Origin of the sequence: Streptomyces sp. CC208A, assembly GCF_030010625.1 — a bacterium.
Lineage (GTDB): Bacteria > Actinomycetota > Actinomycetes > Streptomycetales > Streptomycetaceae > Streptomyces.
In genome coordinates, this window is record NZ_JASCXN010000002.1 from 198,299 (window position 1) to 214,883 (window position 16,585).

A 16,585-nucleotide genomic window follows, 5' to 3' on the forward strand; every position below is an offset into this window, starting at 1 on the left:
CCCTTGCGCACTCTTGCTCAAAAATGCTCGATAGAGCTATAAACAAGTCATCTTCAATCATTCGGCGGGTGTGAGCCGGCCGTCACGTCCCTCGGGAGACCCCTGTGAGTCACATCGACGTGGAGATAGCCGAGCAGCCCTCGTGCTGGCGCCGGGCCCTTGAGACCCGACCGGCCGGGTTGCCCGAGGCGGGTGAGCGGGTCGCGGTCGTGGGCTGCGGCACCTCGCTCTACATGGCGCAGGCGTACGCGGCGCTGCGCGAGGGCGCCGGACTCGGCGAGACGGACGCGTTCGCCGCCTCCGGCTTCCCGGCCGCGCGCCGCTACGACCGGGTGGTGGCCATCAGCCGCTCCGGCACCACGACCGAGGTCCTCGACGCCCTCGGACGGGCCGGCGACACCGCCACGGTGGCGCTGACCGGTGATCCCGACACGCCCGTCAAGGACGCCGCCGACACCGTCGTGGACCTGTCCTTCGCCGACGAACGGTCCGTCGTGCAGACCCGCTTCGCGACGACCGCGCTCGTCCTTCTGCGCGCCGGACTCGGACCCGTGCCGCCGGACCTCCTGCGGCAGGCCGACTACGCCCTGGCGTCCTGGCTGCCCGACGAGATCCTGAACGCCGGTCAGTTCACGTTCCTCGGCACGGGCTGGAGCACGGGGATCGCGCACGAGGCGGCGCTGAAACTGCGCGAGGCCTCCGGATCGTGGACGGAGTCGTACCCGGCCATGGAGTACCGGCACGGCCCCATCAGCGTCAGCGGACCCGGCACCGTCGTGTGGTTCTTCGGCGAACCGCCGGCCGGCCTCGTCGACCAGGTCCGCGAGACCGGCGCGTACGTCACGGCCTCGCCCGGCGACCCGCTCGCCGACCTGATCCGCGCCCAGCGCCTGGCCGTCGCCCTCGCCGAGCGCCGGGGCCTCGACCCCGACCGGCCGCGCAACCTCACCCGCTCCATCGTCCTCACCGGCTCATGACCACCGCCACGAGCACCGGAAGCACCATGAGCACCGCCAGGACAGCCGCACGGACGGTCATCGCCCTGGACGTCGGCGGCACCTACATCAAGGGGGGCACGCTCACCGGCGGCGCCCCTGCCCTGGAACACACCGACCGCTGGTACACGCGCGCCGACCGCGGCCCCGAGGCGGTCCTGGAGACCGTCCTCGCCTGTGCCGAAGAACTCGCCGGGCGCTGCCCGGACGTGGACGCGGCGGGGATCGTCGTCCCCGGCATCGTCGACGAGGAATCGGGCCTCGCCGTCCTCGCCGGCAACCTCGGCTGGACCGGCGTACCCGTCCAGGACTGGCTGGCCGAACACCTCTGCCTCCCGGTCGCCTTCGGCCACGACGTACGCGCCGGGGGGCTGGCGGAGGCGCGCCTCGGCGCGGGCCGCGGCTGCGCCGACTTCCTGTTCGTCCCGGTCGGTACGGGCATCGCGGCCGCCGCCTTCAGCCGGGGCCGCGCCCTCGCCGGCGGCCACGGCCGGGCGGGCGAGCTCGGCCACGTGGTCGTCCGGCCCGACGGCGCCCGCTGCCACTGCGGAGGGCGCGGCTGTCTGGAGACGGTGGCGTCGGCGGCGGCCATCGCCCGCCGCTACAGCCGCGCCACCGGCCGGCACGGGATCACCGCCCGGGACGTCCAGCGGCGCGCCGACGCCGGCGACACCGTGGCCGCCGGGATCTGGGCCGAGGCGATCGAAGCGCTCGCCGACGCCCTGGCCACGGCGGTCACGCTGTACGACCCCGAGCGCGTCGTCGGCGGCGGCGGTCTGGCCCGTGCGGGCGAGGCGTACCTGACGCCCCTGCGCGAGGCCCTCGCCCGGAGACTGAGCTTCCAGGCCATGCCGGAGGTCACCGAGGCCCGGCTCGGCGACCAGGCCGGCTGCATGGGCGCGGCTCTGCTCGCCCACGACCTCCTGGCACGGGAGGCGACAGGGCCGTGATCGTGACCGTCACCCTCAACGCGGCCCTCGACATCACCCATCGCGTCGACCGCCTCCGCCCCCACTCCGCGCACCGCGTCCGCGCCGTCGGCGCCCGGGCGGGCGGCAAGGGGGTCAACGTGTCGCGCGTCCTGCACGCCCTGGGCCTCCCCACGCTCGTCACCGGCTTGGCCGGCGGCCCGACCGGCGAGGCGGTACGCCGCGAACTCCGCGAGGCGGAACTGCCGGAGCGCCTCACGCGCATCGACGGCGAGACCCGCCGCACGGTGGCCGTGGTGGACGAGCACACCGGCGACACGACGACGCTCCTCGAACCGGGCCCCGTCGTCCGGCCGGACGAATGGCGGAGCTTCCTCACCGACTTCGACACGTGCGTCGACCGGGCCTCGGCCGTCGTGCTCTCCGGCAGTCTCCCGCCCGGCCTCCCCGAGGACGCGTACGCGACCCTCGTCCGCGCCGCGAGGGCCCGGGGCGTCCCGGCGATCCTCGACACGAGCGGCCCGGCGCTCCGCGCCGCCCTCGCGGCAGGCCCCGCCCTCGTCAAACCGAACGCGGACGAACTGGCCGAGGCCACCGGCGAGCCGGACCCTCCCCCAGCCTCCGGCCGGGGGTACCCCCGTCTCGCCTTGCTCGGGGCGGCCGAGGCCCTGCGCGCCGCCGGTGCCGAGGCCGTGGTCGCCTCCCTCGGTCCGGACGGCCTCCTCGCGGTGACCCCGTCGGGCGCCTGGCGCGCCGCGCCGCCCGAGCGGCTGCGCGGCAACCCGACCGGCGCCGGTGACGCAGCGGTCGCCGCCCTGGCCCGCGGTCTCACGGCCGGCGTCTCCTGGCCGCGCCGGCTCGCCGACGCGGTGGCGCTCTCGGCCGCCGCCGTCGCCGCGCCGCTGGCCGGCTCGTACGACCCCACCGTCCACCGGCGCCTCCGCGGCGCCGTGGACGTCCACCCCCTCTCGTAAGGAACCGTCATGCCTCTCGTAGGTACGGGGGACATCGTCGCCCCCGCCGCGCGCACCGGTCACGGCGCGGGCGCCTTCAACGTCATCCAGCTCGAACACGCCCAGGCGATCGTGGCCGGCGCGGAGGAGGCGGGCGCGCCGGTGATCCTCCAGATCAGCGAGAACGCGGCCCGCTACCACGGCGGTCTGCGGGCCATCGGCCCGGCGACCCTGGCCGTGGCCCGCGCCGCCCGGGTCCCGGTCGCGGTCCACCTCGACCACGCGACCTCCGACGACCTGGTCCACGAGGCCGTGGAACTCGGCTTCGCCTCCGTCATGTACGACGCCTCGGCCCTCCCGTACGAGGAGAACCTCCGCGCCACCGCGGCGATCACCGCCCACTGCCACGAGGCCGGGGTCTGGGTGGAGGCCGAGCTCGGCGAGGTCGGCGGCAAGGACGGCGTTCACGCCCCCGGCGCCCGCACCGACCCGGCCGGGGCCGCCGCCTTCGTCGCCGCCACGGGAGTGGACGCCCTCGCGGTCGCCGTGGGCACCTCCCACGCCATGCTCACCCGGGACGCGGCCCTGGACTTCGCCCTGATCCGTGCGCTGCGCGAAGCCGTCCCCGTACCGCTGGTCCTGCACGGCTCCTCCGGCGTCGCGGACGACGCGCTGACCGCCGCGGTCGATCACGGCATGACCAAGGTCAATCTCGCCACCCATCTGAACCGGGTCTTCACCACGGCCGCGCGCGAGGTGCTCGCCGGCGACCCGTCCCTTGTCGACACCCGCCGGTACCTCGGCGCGGGACGGACGGCGATGGCCGGTGAGGTGACGCGGCTGCTCGGCGTGCTCAGAGCCCCGGCCGCGTCCGTGACGCGGACACGGTGACGAGCCGAGGCGGACCGGCGTCGGCCGGGCACCGGGGCCCGGTCCCGGGACGGCCTTCTGCCGAGGCGGCGGCCCGGCGCCCGGCAGGATGCGGTATCTCCCGTCGAGGAAGCCGCGCGCCGGGTGGTCCGGCTCGGCGGCCCCACGGTGAGGTCCGCGGAGAGCCGGGCGGGGCCGGGCACCGAGGCGCTCTCGGCCGGACCGGGTTCCTGCCGGGCGGGGGAGTCAGCCGCCGTGACCGGCGGCGTCGGCCGCGAGGTGACGGGCGAGGAACGCCACGCTCCGCGCGACGATCCCCTCCCCGTCATGCGCTCCGAGGAAGATGTGGTCCGCCCCGGGCACCGGGACCACCTCGGCCTCGGTGCCGCACGCGGTCAGTCGCTCCGCTGTCCCGCCGGTGTACTCCTCGGCGCCCTTGCGGTACGGCAGCGCGGGAAGCCCGACGCCCAGCGCGCCGACCACGAGGAGGTACAGCCCGTACTGGCTCACGACGTACGAGAGCAGGATCGGCCGGGACGGAATCGAAGCGGAGACGGTGACGAAGGTGAAGGCCGCCGACACCAGCGCCGGCAGTACCGGCAGGGCGGTCAGTGTGCGGTGAACGATCCCCCTCTCATCGGCGTATGGAGACACGCGGCGCGGTGTCCCCGTCTACGTCGTCCGGCCGGGTGAACACCTGGGCGCGTCTCCCGCGCAGCCGACGAGCAGGCCGGGGGAAAACCGTGCTGCGTGCTGGAACGACAGCGCGGCTCATGTCCTCGCAGAGCCGACGAGCGGCCGGTATGCAGCCGATCCCGCGGCACCAGGTCTCACCTGGCGCTGACCGCATGTGCTGAGGGAGCAAGGCCGGGGTTGTCCTTGCGGAGGCCGGCGGACACCGACGTCGATCATCCCAACCGTCAGGTCCGCGTTTCGTTTCTCGGTAGCGGCAGGCGGAGCGCGGGACTGTGGGCGGGACTTCCGGCCGTACCGGCGCTGGGCCGGTGGCTGTCTCTGTCCACCTGGGAGTCCGAAGCCCACGAGCCGTCGCGCTCGCTCCGCCGACCGTGCTGTGGTGGGCCCTGGTCCGGTGGCCGATGTACCCGTACGCCATGGTCACCTGCCACCGGACCAACCGCTGAGGCACCGCCCCGGCGGAGAGACGGTTCAGCGGTGGCGTGTGCCGCGGCGGGGCGTGGTGGTGGCGGTGACGGCCAGGACGGAGAGGAGGATCAGGGCGCAGGCCGGGGCGAGCGCGGTCCAGGGGGCGAGTTCGGCGTAGGGCTGGTTCTCGGAGAGCAGGCGTCCCCACTCGGGGGCGGGCGGTTGTTCGCCGAGACCGAGGAAGCCGAGGGAGGCCAGGACGAGGACGGTGGTGGGCAGGCGGAGCAGGGCGTTGCGCAGGAGCGGGGCACCGAGCGCGGGGAGCAGGTGGCGGCGGAGGATGTGGAGCCGCCCTGCGCCGAGGGAGCGCGCGGCGGCGATGTGACCACCGGCTCGTTCCTGTTCGAGCAGGGCTGCGGTCTGCGCCGCGTACGGGCTCCAGCCGACCGCACAGACGGCGAGCGCGGCTCCCCACAGGGAGGGGCCGGTGGCCGCTGTCACGAGGAGGCCGGCGAGGACGGCGGGCATGGTCGCGACGACGTCGGTGAGGCCCGCGCCGGCGCGGGAGGCGAGGCCGAGGAGGAGGCCGGTGAGGGCGCCGGCCGCAGTGACGGCGAGGGCGACGGCCGTGGTGCGCAGGGCGCCGTGGCCCAGGCGGGCGAGGAGGTCGCGGCCGAGGGAGTCGGTGCCGAGCGGGTGGGCGGGGGAGGGCGGGAGCAGGCGGGCGGCCGTGTCGACGTGCAGGGGGTCGCGCAGCAGCCCGGTGACGACGAGGGCGAGCAGGGCGAGCCCGCAGCCGATGGCGGTGAGGCGCCGGGCGCGTCCCGCCGACAGCTCGGGCCGGGGGAGCGAGGGCAGGGCGCCGTCACGCAGGGCGCGGCCGAGAAGCGCGCGGCGCAGGGCCTGGACGAGGAGGCCGGCGGTGGTGCCGAGCAGGACGAGGGCGAGGGTCGCGGTCTGCAGAGGCGGCAGGTCCTGGGCGATGGCGGCGTCCAGGGCGAGACGGCCGAGCCCGGGGATGTTGAAGATGCGTTCCACGGCGACGGCGCCGCCGACGAGGGCGACGACGGTGGGCAGGAGTTGGGGAAGGACGCCGGGCAGGGCGCGACGCAGCGCGTGGCGGGCGGTGTGCCGGGGCGGGAATCCGACGGCGTGCCAGGTCTTGGCCCAGGGTTCGTGGAGGGCGGCGGGCAGGGCCTGGTCGAGGAGGCCGCCGATCATCGCCCCCGACGGAACGCCCAGCGCGAGGGCGGGCAGCACCATCGACGCCGGGCCCTCCCAGCCGCCCGAGGGGAACCAGCCCAGCCACACCCCGCCGGCCAGGGAGAGGAGGGAGGCGAGGAGGAACTTGGGCAGCGCCGCCAGAACCGCCGCCCCGGTACCCGTGCGTTCCCGGCGCAGCCGTCGGCGTGCCCCGAGGCGGAGCGTGCGTGCGCAGACGGCCGCGGCGACGAGGCCGGTGACGAGCAGCGCGCCCAGCATGAGCGTGACGGAGACGCCGAGGGCCGCCGTCACCTGGGGCAGGACGGGCTCTCCGGACACCCACGACGTGCCGGCGTCGCCGTGCGGCAGCCCACCCAGCCAGTCGGCGAGGTGGGTGAAGGGGCCGTCGGCGAGGCCGAGTTCCTCGCGTACGGCGGCGAGTTCGGCCGGAGTGGGATCCTGGTCGGCGGAGCGGGCGCGCAGGACGGTCAGCGCGGGGTCGGTCCGGGACAGCCAGGGCAGCAGGGCCACGGTTGTCAGGAGCGCGGCTCCCGCGCCGGCGCGGCCGGCGCCCGCCACCCAGCGTGCCGGGCGGGCGGGCGCGGTGCCGTGAGCGCTGCTCATACCGCCTACTCGCGGTGGGTGTCGAGGGTGATGAGGGCGCGCTCGCGCGGGTCGAGGGTCACGCCTTCGACGCCGGTGGCGATGCCCTGGACGACCTTCTCGTGGACGAGCGGCACGACCGCGTCGGTGCGCAGGATGTCGGCCTCGGCCCGCATGATCTTCTGCTGCCGCTTCGCCGTGTCGCTCTCCTCTGCGGCGGCGCGGATCGCCCGGTCGACCGAGGCGTCCTTCAGGGCGGCGATGTTGTAGACGCCGGTGCCGGTGAAGTCGCTGGCGAGGTAGGCGACGGCGTCGCCGGTGTCGAGGAGCGTGACCCGGGAGAAGACGAGCGCGTCGTACTTCCCCGCGAGGAGGTCGGCCTCCATCTGCGTGTACTCGCGGACGTCCTGCCGCACTGTGAACCCCGCCTTCTCCAGCTGCTGCTGGAGGACGGTCGCGGCCTCGGGCAGTTCGGCGCGGTTGGTGTACGTGGCCAGACGCAGGATCTTCCCGGCGGCCTTGGCCTTGACCTGGTCGGGCGTCGCGGCGGCGGCGCGGCCGGTGACCGCGACCCGCTGGTCGGCGGCCCACGGCACCGCGGGCCCGAAGAGGCCGTGCGCCGGGTCGGCGTAGCCGCTGAAGACGGAGCCGACGAGGGCGGAGCCGTCCACGGACCGGCGGGCCGCCGCGCGCAGGGCGGGATCGGTGAACAGCCCGTCGCCGGTGTTGAGGATCAGGCTGTCGGTGCGCACGGACGGCACCTCGTGCCGGGTGCCCTGGTCGAGGAGCTTCGCCTGGGCGGTCGGGATCCACTCGGCGATGTCGACGGTGCCGGAGCGCAGCGCGTTGGCGCGGGCCGTGCCGTCGGCGATCCACGTCACGTCGATGCCGGTGGACTTCGCCTTGCCGCCCCAGTAGCCGTCGTAGCGGTCGAGGGTGGCCTTGGTCTTGCCGGTGAGGCTGGTGATCCGGAACGGGCCGGTGCCGGTGCCGACCGGGCTGGTGCTGCCGTCCGCCGCGTACGCCTTCGCCGAGAGGATCGCGAGGGCGGGGCTCGCGAGCCGGAGCGGCAGGACCGGGTCGGCGCTCTTCGTGGTGAGGCTGACGGTGTCGGCGTCGACGGCGCGGGCGGCGAGCTCCACGTCGCTGAGGACGCGCGGCTTGGGCGTGACCCGGTTCGCGTGCGCGAGGGCGGTGACGACGGCCTGGGCGGTGACCGGGGTGCCGTCCTGGAAGGTGGCCTTGCGCAGCTCGAAGGTCCAGGTGGTGGCGGTGTCCCGCTTCCAGGAGGTGGCGAGCGCGGGGGCGGCCGTGCCCTGGGCGTCGAGGGCGGTGAGGCCCTCGGCGACCGCCAGCTTGCTGAGCAGGGTGGCGTCGTTGCTGTACGGCGAGAGGGCCTTGACCGGCGGCACCGCGAGCGCCACCCGCAGCCGTCCCTCCACATCCGCCGCCCCACCCCCGCCGGCTCCGCCGGAGCCTTGGGCGAAGCAGCCGGCCAGGAGGGGGGTGAGGGCGAGTGCCGCAAGGAGATGGCGAGGCGTGCTGCGCATGGAGACGTCCTGTCAGAGGGGCGTGGGAACGGCCCGGAGCACCGGTGCGGGGGGGGGGTCCAGGAGGCAGCAGCCTATAAGGGTAGGCTTACCAAACTTCACCCGGGTGGGTGAATTCTCAACCAATGATCGATCGCCCGGGAACTCCGTACCAGCGAAGGCGCACCGCATGACCCCGCTCGCCCGGCTCCTCGTGGCCAGTCAGTTCGCGTTCAACGTCGGGTTCTTCGCCGTCCTGCCCTACCTCGCCGACCACCTGGGCGGCACGCTGGGCCTCGGCGGGGCGATGGTCGGGTTCGTCCTGGGGCTGCGGACCTTCAGTCAACAGGGCCTCTTCGTCGTCGGCGGGGCGCTCACCGACCGGTACGGACCGCGGCCCGTCGTCCTCGTGGGCTGTGCGCTGCGGGTGGCCGGGTTCGTCTGGCTCGCGTTCGCCGCGAGCCCCTGGAGCGTGGTCGCGGCGGTGGTCGCCGTCGGCTTCGCCGCCGCGCTCTTCTCGCCCGCCGTCGAGTCCGAGATCGCCCGCGAGGCGCTGCGCGTCGAACGGGCCGGCGGCCACCGCCGTACCCGCACCCTCGCCCGCTTCTCCGCCGGAGGCCAGGCCGGAGCCCTCCTCGGCCCGGTCCTCGGGGCGCTCCTGCTGTACGGGGGCGGGGCCGCCCACTTCCGCACCGCCTGCCTCGCCGGGGCGGGCGTCTTCCTCCTCGTCCTGGCGGCGCACGCCCGGCTCATGCCGCACCGCACCGCCCGATCGGAGTCCCGCGAGGAGCGACCGGGCACCTGGCGCACCCTCCTCGGCGACCGCCGCTTCCTCCTCCTGTCCCTCGCCTACTCCACCTACCTCCTCGCCTACAACCAGCTCTATCTGGCCCTCCCGGCGGAACTCGACCGCGCCACCGGCTCCCAGGCGGCCCTCGGCTGGCTCTTCGCCCTCTCCTCCGCCCTGGTCGTCGCCGGCTCCGGACCCGTCGAGAGGCTCGCCGCACGAGCGGACCGGCCCGCCGCGATCCGCGCGGGACTGCTGTTGATCTCCGCCGCCTTCGCGGCGACCGCCGTCCTGCGTGCCCGGGACGGGATCTGGGGAGCCCTCACGTTCACCGTCCTGCTGACCCTCGGCCAGATGCTGGTGCTGCCCGCCACCCGCGCCCTCCTCCCCGACCTCGCGGGTGACCGCCGCCTCGGCCTCGCCACCGGCGCCCTGTCCTCCCTCTCGGGCGTGGTCGTCCTCGCCTTCGGTGCCCCTGTCGGCGCCCTCCTCGAACGCGACGGCCCCGCCCCCTGGCTCCTGCTCTCGGCGGTTCCGCTCCTCGGTCTCGTCCTCGTCCCGACCCGGGGGCGCGGCTCCGATGCCGCCGCCACGGTGGACGGCGGGGCGCAGGCGTCACCACGACCGTAACTTACGTTGACCTTCAATCACTTGCGTGATCGTTCCAAGGTGCGCCCCGTGCGCGTACTTCTGGTGGAGGACGACGAGTCGGTGGCCCGCTCGCTGCGGCGCGGTCCGGTCCGCTTCGGGTTCGAGGCCGAACGGGTCGCCACGGGCCACGCGGCGCTCGCCGCCGGGCGGACGTACGACCTGGTCCTGCTGGACCGCGGACTGCCGGACACCGACGGGCTGGACCTCCGCCGCGAGCCGCACGCACGTGGCGACGGCGTCCCGATCATCGTGATCAGCGCCCGCAGCGACGAGACCGACCGGGTCGTCGGCCTCGAACCCGGCGCCGACGACTACGTCTTCAAGCCCTTCGGCGTACGCGAGGTGGTCGCCCGGATCAGGGCGGTGATGCGCCGCGTCCGGCCCGGGACCCCGCAGGAGACCGCCGGCCCCGACCGCTACGGCCCTCGGCTGACCGTCGACCGCAAGGCGCCCGGGTCCACCTGGACGGCGCCGAGGTGGCGCTCACGCCCAAGGAGTACGACCTGCTCGCCTTCCTCACCGAGGAGCCGGGCGCGCTGATGTCCCGCGAGCAGACCACGGAGGCGGTCTGGGACGCCGACTGGTTCGGGCCGGTCAAGACCCTGGACGTCCACGTGGCCGCGCTGCGCCGCAAGCTCGCGGGCGCGATCGCCATCGAGGCGGTGCGCGGGGTCGGCTTCCGCCTGATCGTCACCGAGGCGGAACACGGTCCCGGGACAAGGGCGCCGTCGTGATCCGGCAGCTGATCGTCGGTTACGTCCTCCTGGTCGCCGTCGCCGTCGCCGTCGCCGTCGCCGCCTTCACCGTTCCCGTGGCCTTCACCCTCACCGACCAGCTGCGCGGCGACACCGAGCTGTCCGTCAGCCGGGAGGCCGCCACCATGGCCCGGCTGCTCGCGGACCCCGCGCCCGCCTCACGCGCGGCGCTGGTGGAGATGGCCACCGCGTACGAGAGCGCCACCCCTGGCACGGTCCAGGTCATCACCGCCGACGGGGCCCGCGTGGGGCCCTGTCGGCGCCGGCCCGGCCGGGCGAGCCGTACGACCAGGCCCTCGCCCGCGCGCCGGACGAGGGGAAGCCGACCGTCGACTGGGGCTCCCGGTTCGTGTGGGGACCACGGCTGACGGTCACCGAGCCCGCGCACTCCCGGACCGGCCTCGGAACGGCGCTCGCGACATCCTCGACGGAAGAGCGGACATCCCGTGCCGCGCAGCCGCCGCCTGCGGTCCGCACCGACCGTTCGACGACGCTCGCCGTCAACCGCCGATCCGGCCTCCCGGGCCGGCGCTAGTGCCGCATCAGGCAAGTTCCGCCCCTGGTGACGAGCCCTGTCCGGTCGGACTTCGTGGCCGGCGACGAGTTTCCCCGCCTGCCTCCGTCTTACCTGGTGAACACCGAGGAAGCGGAGGCATGGGATGAGCAGGACCACCCACACCACACAGGTGGCCACGGTCGGGATTCGCGTCACCGACCAGCGGAAGGCCGTCGAGTTCCACGTCGGTGAGCTCGGCTTCGAAGTACGCCGGGACGCGCCCTTCGGCGGCGGGCGCTGGATCGGGGTGGCACCGCCCGGGGCGACGACGACTGTCGCGCTCGTTCCCGACGGGGCTCCGGTCGGCATCCGTCTTACGGCACAGGACGTCGACGCCGCCCACGCGGACCTGCACGCACGCGGCGTCGACGCGGACGCGGAGGCCGTGCGGACGGGGCCCGCGGTGCCGCCCATGTTCGCCGTGCGTGACCCGGACGGCAACGACCTCGTCCTCATCGAAAGCTCGTGAACAGGAGACACCCGTGAGGGACAAGCAGTTCACCGCGACCCTGCGGAAGAGCCCGGCCAAGGGCGGCTGGACCTACGTCGTGTGGCCCGAGTCGGCAGAGTTCTTCGGCACCCGCGGCCTGGTGAAGGTCCGGGGCACGATCGACGGTCATCCGTTCGAAAGTTCGTTCATGGCCCTGGGGGACGGCACGCACAAGCTGCCGGTGAAGGCTGACGTGCGCAAGGCGATCGGCAAGGAGGAAGGGGACACCGTGACCGTCCGCCTGGAGGAACGGGTGGACGCCTGACGTCGGAACGATTGCCCCTCGCGATGCGGTGCGCCGTCCCGGGATCCGCATCGCGATCGTCTGCGACAACCTCTTCCCACCCGATGGCCAAGCGGTGTCAACGGGTCGGCACCTGGGCTGCGGCGAACAATGTCGAGATCGCCTCCACCCCCGAGCGACAGTTCCTGGCTGAAACCGGATCGAGGCCCGGTTCACCGCCTGCGCTACTGCGCCCTCGACGGCACCGACCACTCCAGCCATGAGGAACAGGGCAGCGTGAACCACCGCCGCCCCACCTGGCGAAACCGCCATGCCGACGACCAGCGCCTCCGGGCCGTTGTCGACGGGGCGAACGTTGCCTGACGCGGCACCAGGGAGCTTCGCGACACCCAACGGGCAATCCAGCGAATCCAAGCGGTTCATGGCTCACCCGGGCGTCTTCGGCGTGGTCGGTTGGTCCGATGCCAGGCCGTACCCGGAGCTGGGGCGTGTGCTGCGGCGGTGGGGCCGGGGTTGTCCTGACGGAGGTTGGCGGAGTCGAGGGTCAGCAACGGAGACAACCGGTAAGTGGGGCTGCGCGAGGCCGACGGTGCCCTGCGTAGTGGAAGCGAGCCGGAGCAGCGGTGGCGTCGGCCTTCGTGGGCGAGGTTCTGATCGACAAACGCATCAGACGCGTAGGGACGGGCGCACAGTGCGGCATCCACGTCGCCGCCCCTGAGCTCCTCGTCCCGTGCCCGGGAACCGGCTGGTTCGGCCGTTGTCTGTGCCACCGTTGGACCTGTCGATGGCCGGCGGCGCGAAGGGGGGATGGCGTGAGACTGTCACGCGAGGTCACCGGGTGGGCGTTCCTCGCCGATGTGGAGGGTGTCCGGCATGCCGGCCTGGCCGTCGGCCTGTCCGGCATCAGCCCGTTTTCCACCGGTGGCGGGTCAGGCGGCAGCCTGTTCACCCGCGCGTACGCGCGGGGCCTCCCGGTGCTCCTCTCACTGGACGAACTGCCGTTCAGCCACCCCCTCTCCCCCCGGTGGCGTGTCACGCAAGACGAAGAAGGTGTGCTGTCCGTCCTGGACCCCGACGGCGCGCTCTTCGTGCACGACCTCGACGTGGAACGGCCGGCGGGGTGGCGGGAGGCGGCGGACGCCTCGGGCTCCGTCATGCTGGTCGTGTCCCACGTGCTGCCTGCCACAGACGATCCACTCGGCGCGCTGATCTTCGAAACGCGGCGGGGGAAGGTGTGTGCCGGCTTTGTGCGCTTCGGTGAGCCCGACCGCGAGGCGGACGACAGGCCGACGGTCACCTTCGTCATCGACCCGGTCGGCGTGCTCATGGAACTGGCACAGTACGTGCGCGACCGGATCATGTCGCTGGACGAGGCGAAGCGACGGGCGCGCGAAGTGGAGGAGATGCGGCAGGCCCTGGCGGAGCACGGCGCGATGTCCGCCGAGGCGATGGTGGATCTGCTGTTCCGGGACGAGTTCCTCGATCACCGCGGCCTGGTGGAGTTCATGTACGTCTACTGGCGACTGGTCGCCGAGGTCGCCGACGCCTGCGCGATGGAGGCTGCCTGGCGGGCCGCGGCGTTCCGGACCGTCGAGGCGGGCGTCCAGCTGGTGGCGGACCGGTGCGACCGCGCGGTGTTCGAGGAGGCCGAAGCCTTGGCGGCTCGGCTGATCGACGAACTGAGCGACACCGCCGACCTGGAAGCCGCGCTGCTGGCTGCCGCTCGGTTGCGGATGGCCACCAGGGGGCAGGAGGACCTGGCCGCCGACGACTACGCTCGTGAGCCGCTGCTGACCACATGGTCCGCTCGGCTGACCGCGGACCTGTACCGCACGTGGTTCACCGAAGAGGAGCCCTTCCAGAAGGAGTCCCATCGGCTGGTGGCAGAAGCGGGACACCTGGTGGTGCGTGCGCTGGAGCTGGATGGTGGGGTGAGGAGGCCCCGGCTGCTGGCGATACTGGCGCAGATCCTCGCGGACGAGGAGGGAGTCCACCGTGGTGCTGCTCGCGCTGCGCTCTCGGCATGGCACGACCCTTCCGCCGACGACGAGCCGGACCTCGCACTGTTCCTCCTCAGGACGGTGGACGGGGTGCCCCCGGAGACGGCCGACCGGCTGCTCACAGGGGTGTTCGGGACGCCACCGGCCGATTTCGTCGTCGCCCACGGGAGTACGGTGACCGCGAAGGCGATCAGCCAAGGCGTCAACCTGGCCCGGGAACGCGCCGACCGACGGCTGCTGCGAACCGTGCTGGACTGGGCCGGCCGGCTCGACATCCGGTGGACCTCTGCCCACCGCAGGCAACTGATCGAGGCCAGGCTCCACGTGTTGCCCGACGATCCGAGCGAATGCCCAGGTCCCCACCAGGCACTGTCGGTGTCGATCCCGGAGTTCTGGACACCGGCGCAGCGATCTGCGGCTCTGCTGCATGCGGCCGCACACGCCCGCGAACGGGGGCAGCCGGTGTGGGGGCTCACCCTCCTGCGCCAGGCGGGCGACGCCCGGAACGAAGAGGTCCGGCTGCTCACGGCCGATCTGTACTACCAGTCGGCGGAGGCGGGCGAGCCGGTCTCCAGCCCTGTCCCGTTCCCATGGGGCTACTACACGTACGCGGCGCTCTCCTACGCCTCGCTCGGCTTCGAGGAACTGGCCCAAGCGAGCCTGGTGCCGCTTGTGCGGCAGCTGGGCAACCTCCGCGGCGACGAACTCAGGAACGCGCTGTACGCGATCATCGTGGACGCGCCGAACTTCGACACCATCGGCGCGCCCGAACTCGGCGCGATCCTGCGCGACCTCGTGCACTCGGCGGTCTGGCGGCTCACCGCGGAAAGCGAGACGCTGCCGATGGGGCTGATACTCGGCCTGCACCAAGCGGGCAAGGGTTCGGAACTGGGCGCGTGGTGGCGCATCGAGGGCCCGCTCGTGCTGCCCGCCCACATCCAGCACTTCCTCGGCAAGTTGCGCGACTGGGAGGAGCCCACCGCCGCAGGCGGCGCCTTGCCGAACCTGCTGAACGCGGTGGACGCCGACCATCGTCCTGGCGGCCACGACAACACGCAGATCGCCCGGAACCTGCGGTGGCGCATCTCGTCGTTCATCGACGACGAGCTGCGTCGGCGTTCGACGGCGCTCATCGACGACCAGCACATCTGGGCCAAGGTGCCTGATCTGCTGGACGACCGAACGGTGCTGTTGACGTGGTTCCTGCCCGCGGCGGTGAACGGCGCGACCGTGCTGCTCGCGGTCACCAGGCAGGGCCGGGAGCTCGTGGTGCACCTCGGCGAGGGCGCGGACGGGAACGGCGACCGGCACCCGGACGCGGACCGCGTCGAGGCGATCCGGACGGAGATCGAACGCGACCCGCTGTTCGGCGACGTGACACCGGAGGGCAGTCGGCTGCTGGAGTCGGCCGGCCTGCCGCTCGGCGGCAGCGAACTGTGGGACAACTGGCGCGCCCGGGGCAAGGACCGAATCCTGGCCTGGCCGCACGGCGCTCTGCACTACCTGCCCCTACCGCCGTGCCGCAGGGGCGGCCGTCTGATCGCCGACGACTGGACGGTCACCACGATCGCCGGCCTCGAAGCCCTGGCACCCGCCGAAGTACCTGCGCGTGAGGGCCGCACCGTCGTACTGGCCTCCGCTGCCGGGGGTGTTCCCTTCGGTCTGCACGCCGAACCGGCGCTGGAGGAGCATGCGCGGAAGGTCGCCGAGGCGGTAGGCGCTGAAGCCCTCACCGGTCGTGCGGCCACTCGCGACAGGCTGCGCGCGGAGATGTCCGTGGCGGACGTCGTCCACATCGCCGTACACGGGACGCTGGACGAGGACGCGCCGTGGATGCACTGCCTCTACCTCGCGCCGGACGGCGACGACGACGGCCGCGTATTCGCCTACGACTTCCTGGACATCGACCTGCGCGGCGTCCGTCTTGTCACGCTCGCCGCCTGTGAGTCGGCGCTCGGCCGATTCGACCGCGGTGACAACGTTCGTGGCATCCCTTCGGCACTGATCACCGCCGGAGCGCAGGCCGTCGTCGGGTGCCTGTGGCCCGTGCGCCCGGAACCGGCCACGTACTTCTACCACCACCTGCATCAAGGAGTCGCGCGCGGCACTGACCCGGAGCAGGCCTTCCGCGGCGCCCAACTCGCCACGCGTGCCGCGTATCCCCAGTACCGTGACTGGGGAGCGTTCATCTATGTGCACGGTAGGAACAAGGGAGCCACCCCATGACCGAGATTCGGCTGCACGACGTCGAACTCGTGCCGGAGCGTACGCTCGGCAGCCCAGCGGATGACGCACCGCTGCGTGGCAGGCTCACTTTCGGCTGGGACCTGCTGCCCGCCGACCATGCGGGCGCGCCGGCCGGCTGGCTGTCCTATCTGAGTGCCGCCCCCGACCGGGAGTTCCGGCAACTGCTCATGGTGTGCTCGTTTCGCCCCGAGACACCGGAGAGCAGAGGCGTGTTCCGTCATGCCTCCCTGGGCGTCGCACTGTCCGCACCGGAGCGTGAGGCACAGCCGATCGCGCGCCTGATCGACCCTGGCGAGCGTACCCACCCGGTCCCCGGCCTCGGGACCGGCGTGAGCTTCACGGTCACGACGGGAGTGCTGGATGTAGGGGTGGAGAAGCCGCCGGGATCCGGACCGACGAGGGAGGAGTGGATCGTCCGGGGCCACGGAGCCTCCCAGCCGAACCCGCAGTGGGAGTTCCGACGAGTCAAAGGATTCCCGCTGGTCGGCGATCACCCGGTGGCCGCGCTGGTGGAGCTCGTGCCCGACTCCGTGAACACGGCCGAGGTGCTGGTCGCGGCGGAGCTGGAGCACCGTAGCTGGGGCGTCCGCCGCTACCGGGCGCAGCTCACGCCGGCACCGCACACGATCGTGCTGGCGGAGTGACCCGATCCCGGGCAAGGCCGCCTCT

Annotated in this window: 13 protein-coding genes and 2 pseudogenes; 12 read left to right on the plus strand and 3 right to left on the minus strand. The window is 73.4% G+C overall.

The annotated features are described in order from the left end of the window. The first annotated feature begins 104 nt into the window (after positions 1-104). The 4 genes from QK442_RS03190 to QK442_RS03205 are packed head-to-tail and all read left to right on the plus strand — an operon-like array spanning position 105 to position 3,768. Positions 105-977, plus strand: a complete 873-nt coding sequence (locus QK442_RS03190; protein ID WP_282692227.1) for an SIS domain-containing protein — start codon at positions 105-107, stop codon at positions 975-977. Positions 978-1,003: 26 nt separating this feature from the next. Next, entirely contained in the window at positions 1,004-1,945 is a 942-nt protein-coding gene (locus QK442_RS03195; protein ID WP_282692228.1) for an ROK family protein, read from the plus strand. After that, a complete protein-coding gene (locus QK442_RS03200) occupies positions 1,942-2,898 on the plus strand; it encodes a 1-phosphofructokinase family hexose kinase (RefSeq protein ID WP_282692229.1) in 957 nt (318 codons plus the stop codon). Before QK442_RS03195 ends, QK442_RS03200 begins: the two co-directional genes overlap by 4 nt. 9 nt (positions 2,899-2,907) lie before the next feature. Then, positions 2,908-3,768, plus strand: a complete 861-nt coding sequence (locus QK442_RS03205; protein ID WP_282692230.1) for a class II fructose-bisphosphate aldolase — start codon at positions 2,908-2,910, stop codon at positions 3,766-3,768. Positions 3,769-3,993: 225 nt separating this feature from the next. On the opposite strand, the gene QK442_RS03210 is transcribed toward QK442_RS03205, so the two are convergent. The 3 genes from QK442_RS03210 to QK442_RS03220 all read right to left on the minus strand — a co-directional run bounded on the left by QK442_RS03210 (position 3,994) and on the right by QK442_RS03220 (position 8,207). Continuing rightward, a complete protein-coding gene (locus tag QK442_RS03210) occupies positions 3,994-4,401 on the minus strand; it encodes a hypothetical protein (RefSeq protein ID WP_282692231.1) in 408 nt (135 codons plus the stop codon). Positions 4,402-4,914: 513 nt separating this feature from the next. Next, positions 4,915-6,678, minus strand: a complete 1,764-nt coding sequence (locus QK442_RS03215) for an ABC transporter permease subunit (RefSeq protein WP_282692232.1) — start codon at positions 6,676-6,678, stop codon at positions 4,915-4,917. A 5-nt stretch (positions 6,679-6,683) separates the two neighbouring features. Continuing rightward, positions 6,684-8,207 carry an ABC transporter substrate-binding protein gene (locus QK442_RS03220; RefSeq protein ID WP_282692233.1) on the minus strand — a complete coding sequence of 508 codons (1,524 nt, stop codon included), beginning with the start codon at positions 8,205-8,207 and terminating at the stop codon, positions 6,684-6,686. A 169-nt stretch (positions 8,208-8,376) separates the two neighbouring features. Here QK442_RS03220 and QK442_RS03225 point away from each other — a divergent pair, with 169 nt between their 5' ends. The 8 genes and pseudogenes from QK442_RS03225 (at position 8,377) to QK442_RS03255 (ending at position 16,560) form a co-directional block, all read left to right on the plus strand. Further along, positions 8,377-9,603: an MFS transporter gene (locus tag QK442_RS03225; protein WP_282692234.1), complete on the plus strand. Its 1,227-nt coding sequence runs from the start codon at positions 8,377-8,379 to the stop codon at positions 9,601-9,603. 48 nt (positions 9,604-9,651) lie between these two features. Next, positions 9,652-10,358: pseudogene (locus QK442_RS03230) on the plus strand (response regulator transcription factor). Next, positions 10,355-10,747, plus strand: coding sequence for a hypothetical protein (locus QK442_RS03235; RefSeq protein WP_282692235.1), 393 nt, complete (start codon positions 10,355-10,357; stop codon positions 10,745-10,747). The pseudogene QK442_RS03230 and the gene QK442_RS03235 overlap by 4 nt, the downstream one beginning before the upstream one ends. Before the next feature lie 291 nt (positions 10,748-11,038). Continuing rightward, positions 11,039-11,404 (plus strand): VOC family protein, encoded by a 366-nt coding sequence (locus QK442_RS03240; protein ID WP_282692236.1) that lies wholly within the window; start codon positions 11,039-11,041, stop codon positions 11,402-11,404. 13 nt (positions 11,405-11,417) lie between these two features. Continuing rightward, positions 11,418-11,690: a DUF1905 domain-containing protein gene (locus QK442_RS03245; protein ID WP_282692237.1), complete on the plus strand. Its 273-nt coding sequence runs from the start codon at positions 11,418-11,420 to the stop codon at positions 11,688-11,690. Between the two features lie 46 nt (positions 11,691-11,736). Continuing rightward, a pseudogene (locus QK442_RS36320) lies at positions 11,737-12,032 on the plus strand (IS630 family transposase); the annotation flags it as partial. Positions 12,033-12,481: 449 nt separating this feature from the next. Beyond that, complete coding sequence (locus tag QK442_RS03250) at positions 12,482-15,895, plus strand: CHAT domain-containing protein (protein ID WP_282692238.1); 3,414 nt, start codon at positions 12,482-12,484, stop codon at positions 15,893-15,895. After that, complete coding sequence (locus tag QK442_RS03255; protein ID WP_282692239.1) at positions 15,892-16,560, plus strand: hypothetical protein; 669 nt, start codon at positions 15,892-15,894, stop codon at positions 16,558-16,560. Before QK442_RS03250 ends, QK442_RS03255 begins: the two co-directional genes overlap by 4 nt. Positions 16,561-16,585 lie beyond the last annotated feature (25 nt).

What these genes read in the sequence shown, in the direction of transcription:
- QK442_RS03195 (WP_282692228.1), top strand. Translation starts at nt 1,004, where the DNA reads ATGAGCACCGCCAGGACAGCCGCACGGACGGTCATCGCCCTGGACGTC.
- QK442_RS03205 (WP_282692230.1), top strand. Translation starts at nt 2,908, where the DNA reads ATGCCTCTCGTAGGTACGGGGGACATCGTCGCCCCCGCCGCGCGCACC.
- QK442_RS03215 (WP_282692232.1), bottom strand. Translation starts at nt 6,678, where the DNA reads ATGAGCAGCGCTCACGGCACCGCGCCCGCCCGCCCGGCACGCTGGGTG.
- QK442_RS03220 (WP_282692233.1), bottom strand. Translation starts at nt 8,207, where the DNA reads ATGCGCAGCACGCCTCGCCATCTCCTTGCGGCACTCGCCCTCACCCCC.
- QK442_RS03225 (WP_282692234.1), top strand. Translation starts at nt 8,377, where the DNA reads ATGACCCCGCTCGCCCGGCTCCTCGTGGCCAGTCAGTTCGCGTTCAAC.
- QK442_RS03240 (WP_282692236.1), top strand. Translation starts at nt 11,039, where the DNA reads ATGAGCAGGACCACCCACACCACACAGGTGGCCACGGTCGGGATTCGC.
- QK442_RS03255 (WP_282692239.1), top strand. Translation starts at nt 15,892, where the DNA reads ATGACCGAGATTCGGCTGCACGACGTCGAACTCGTGCCGGAGCGTACG.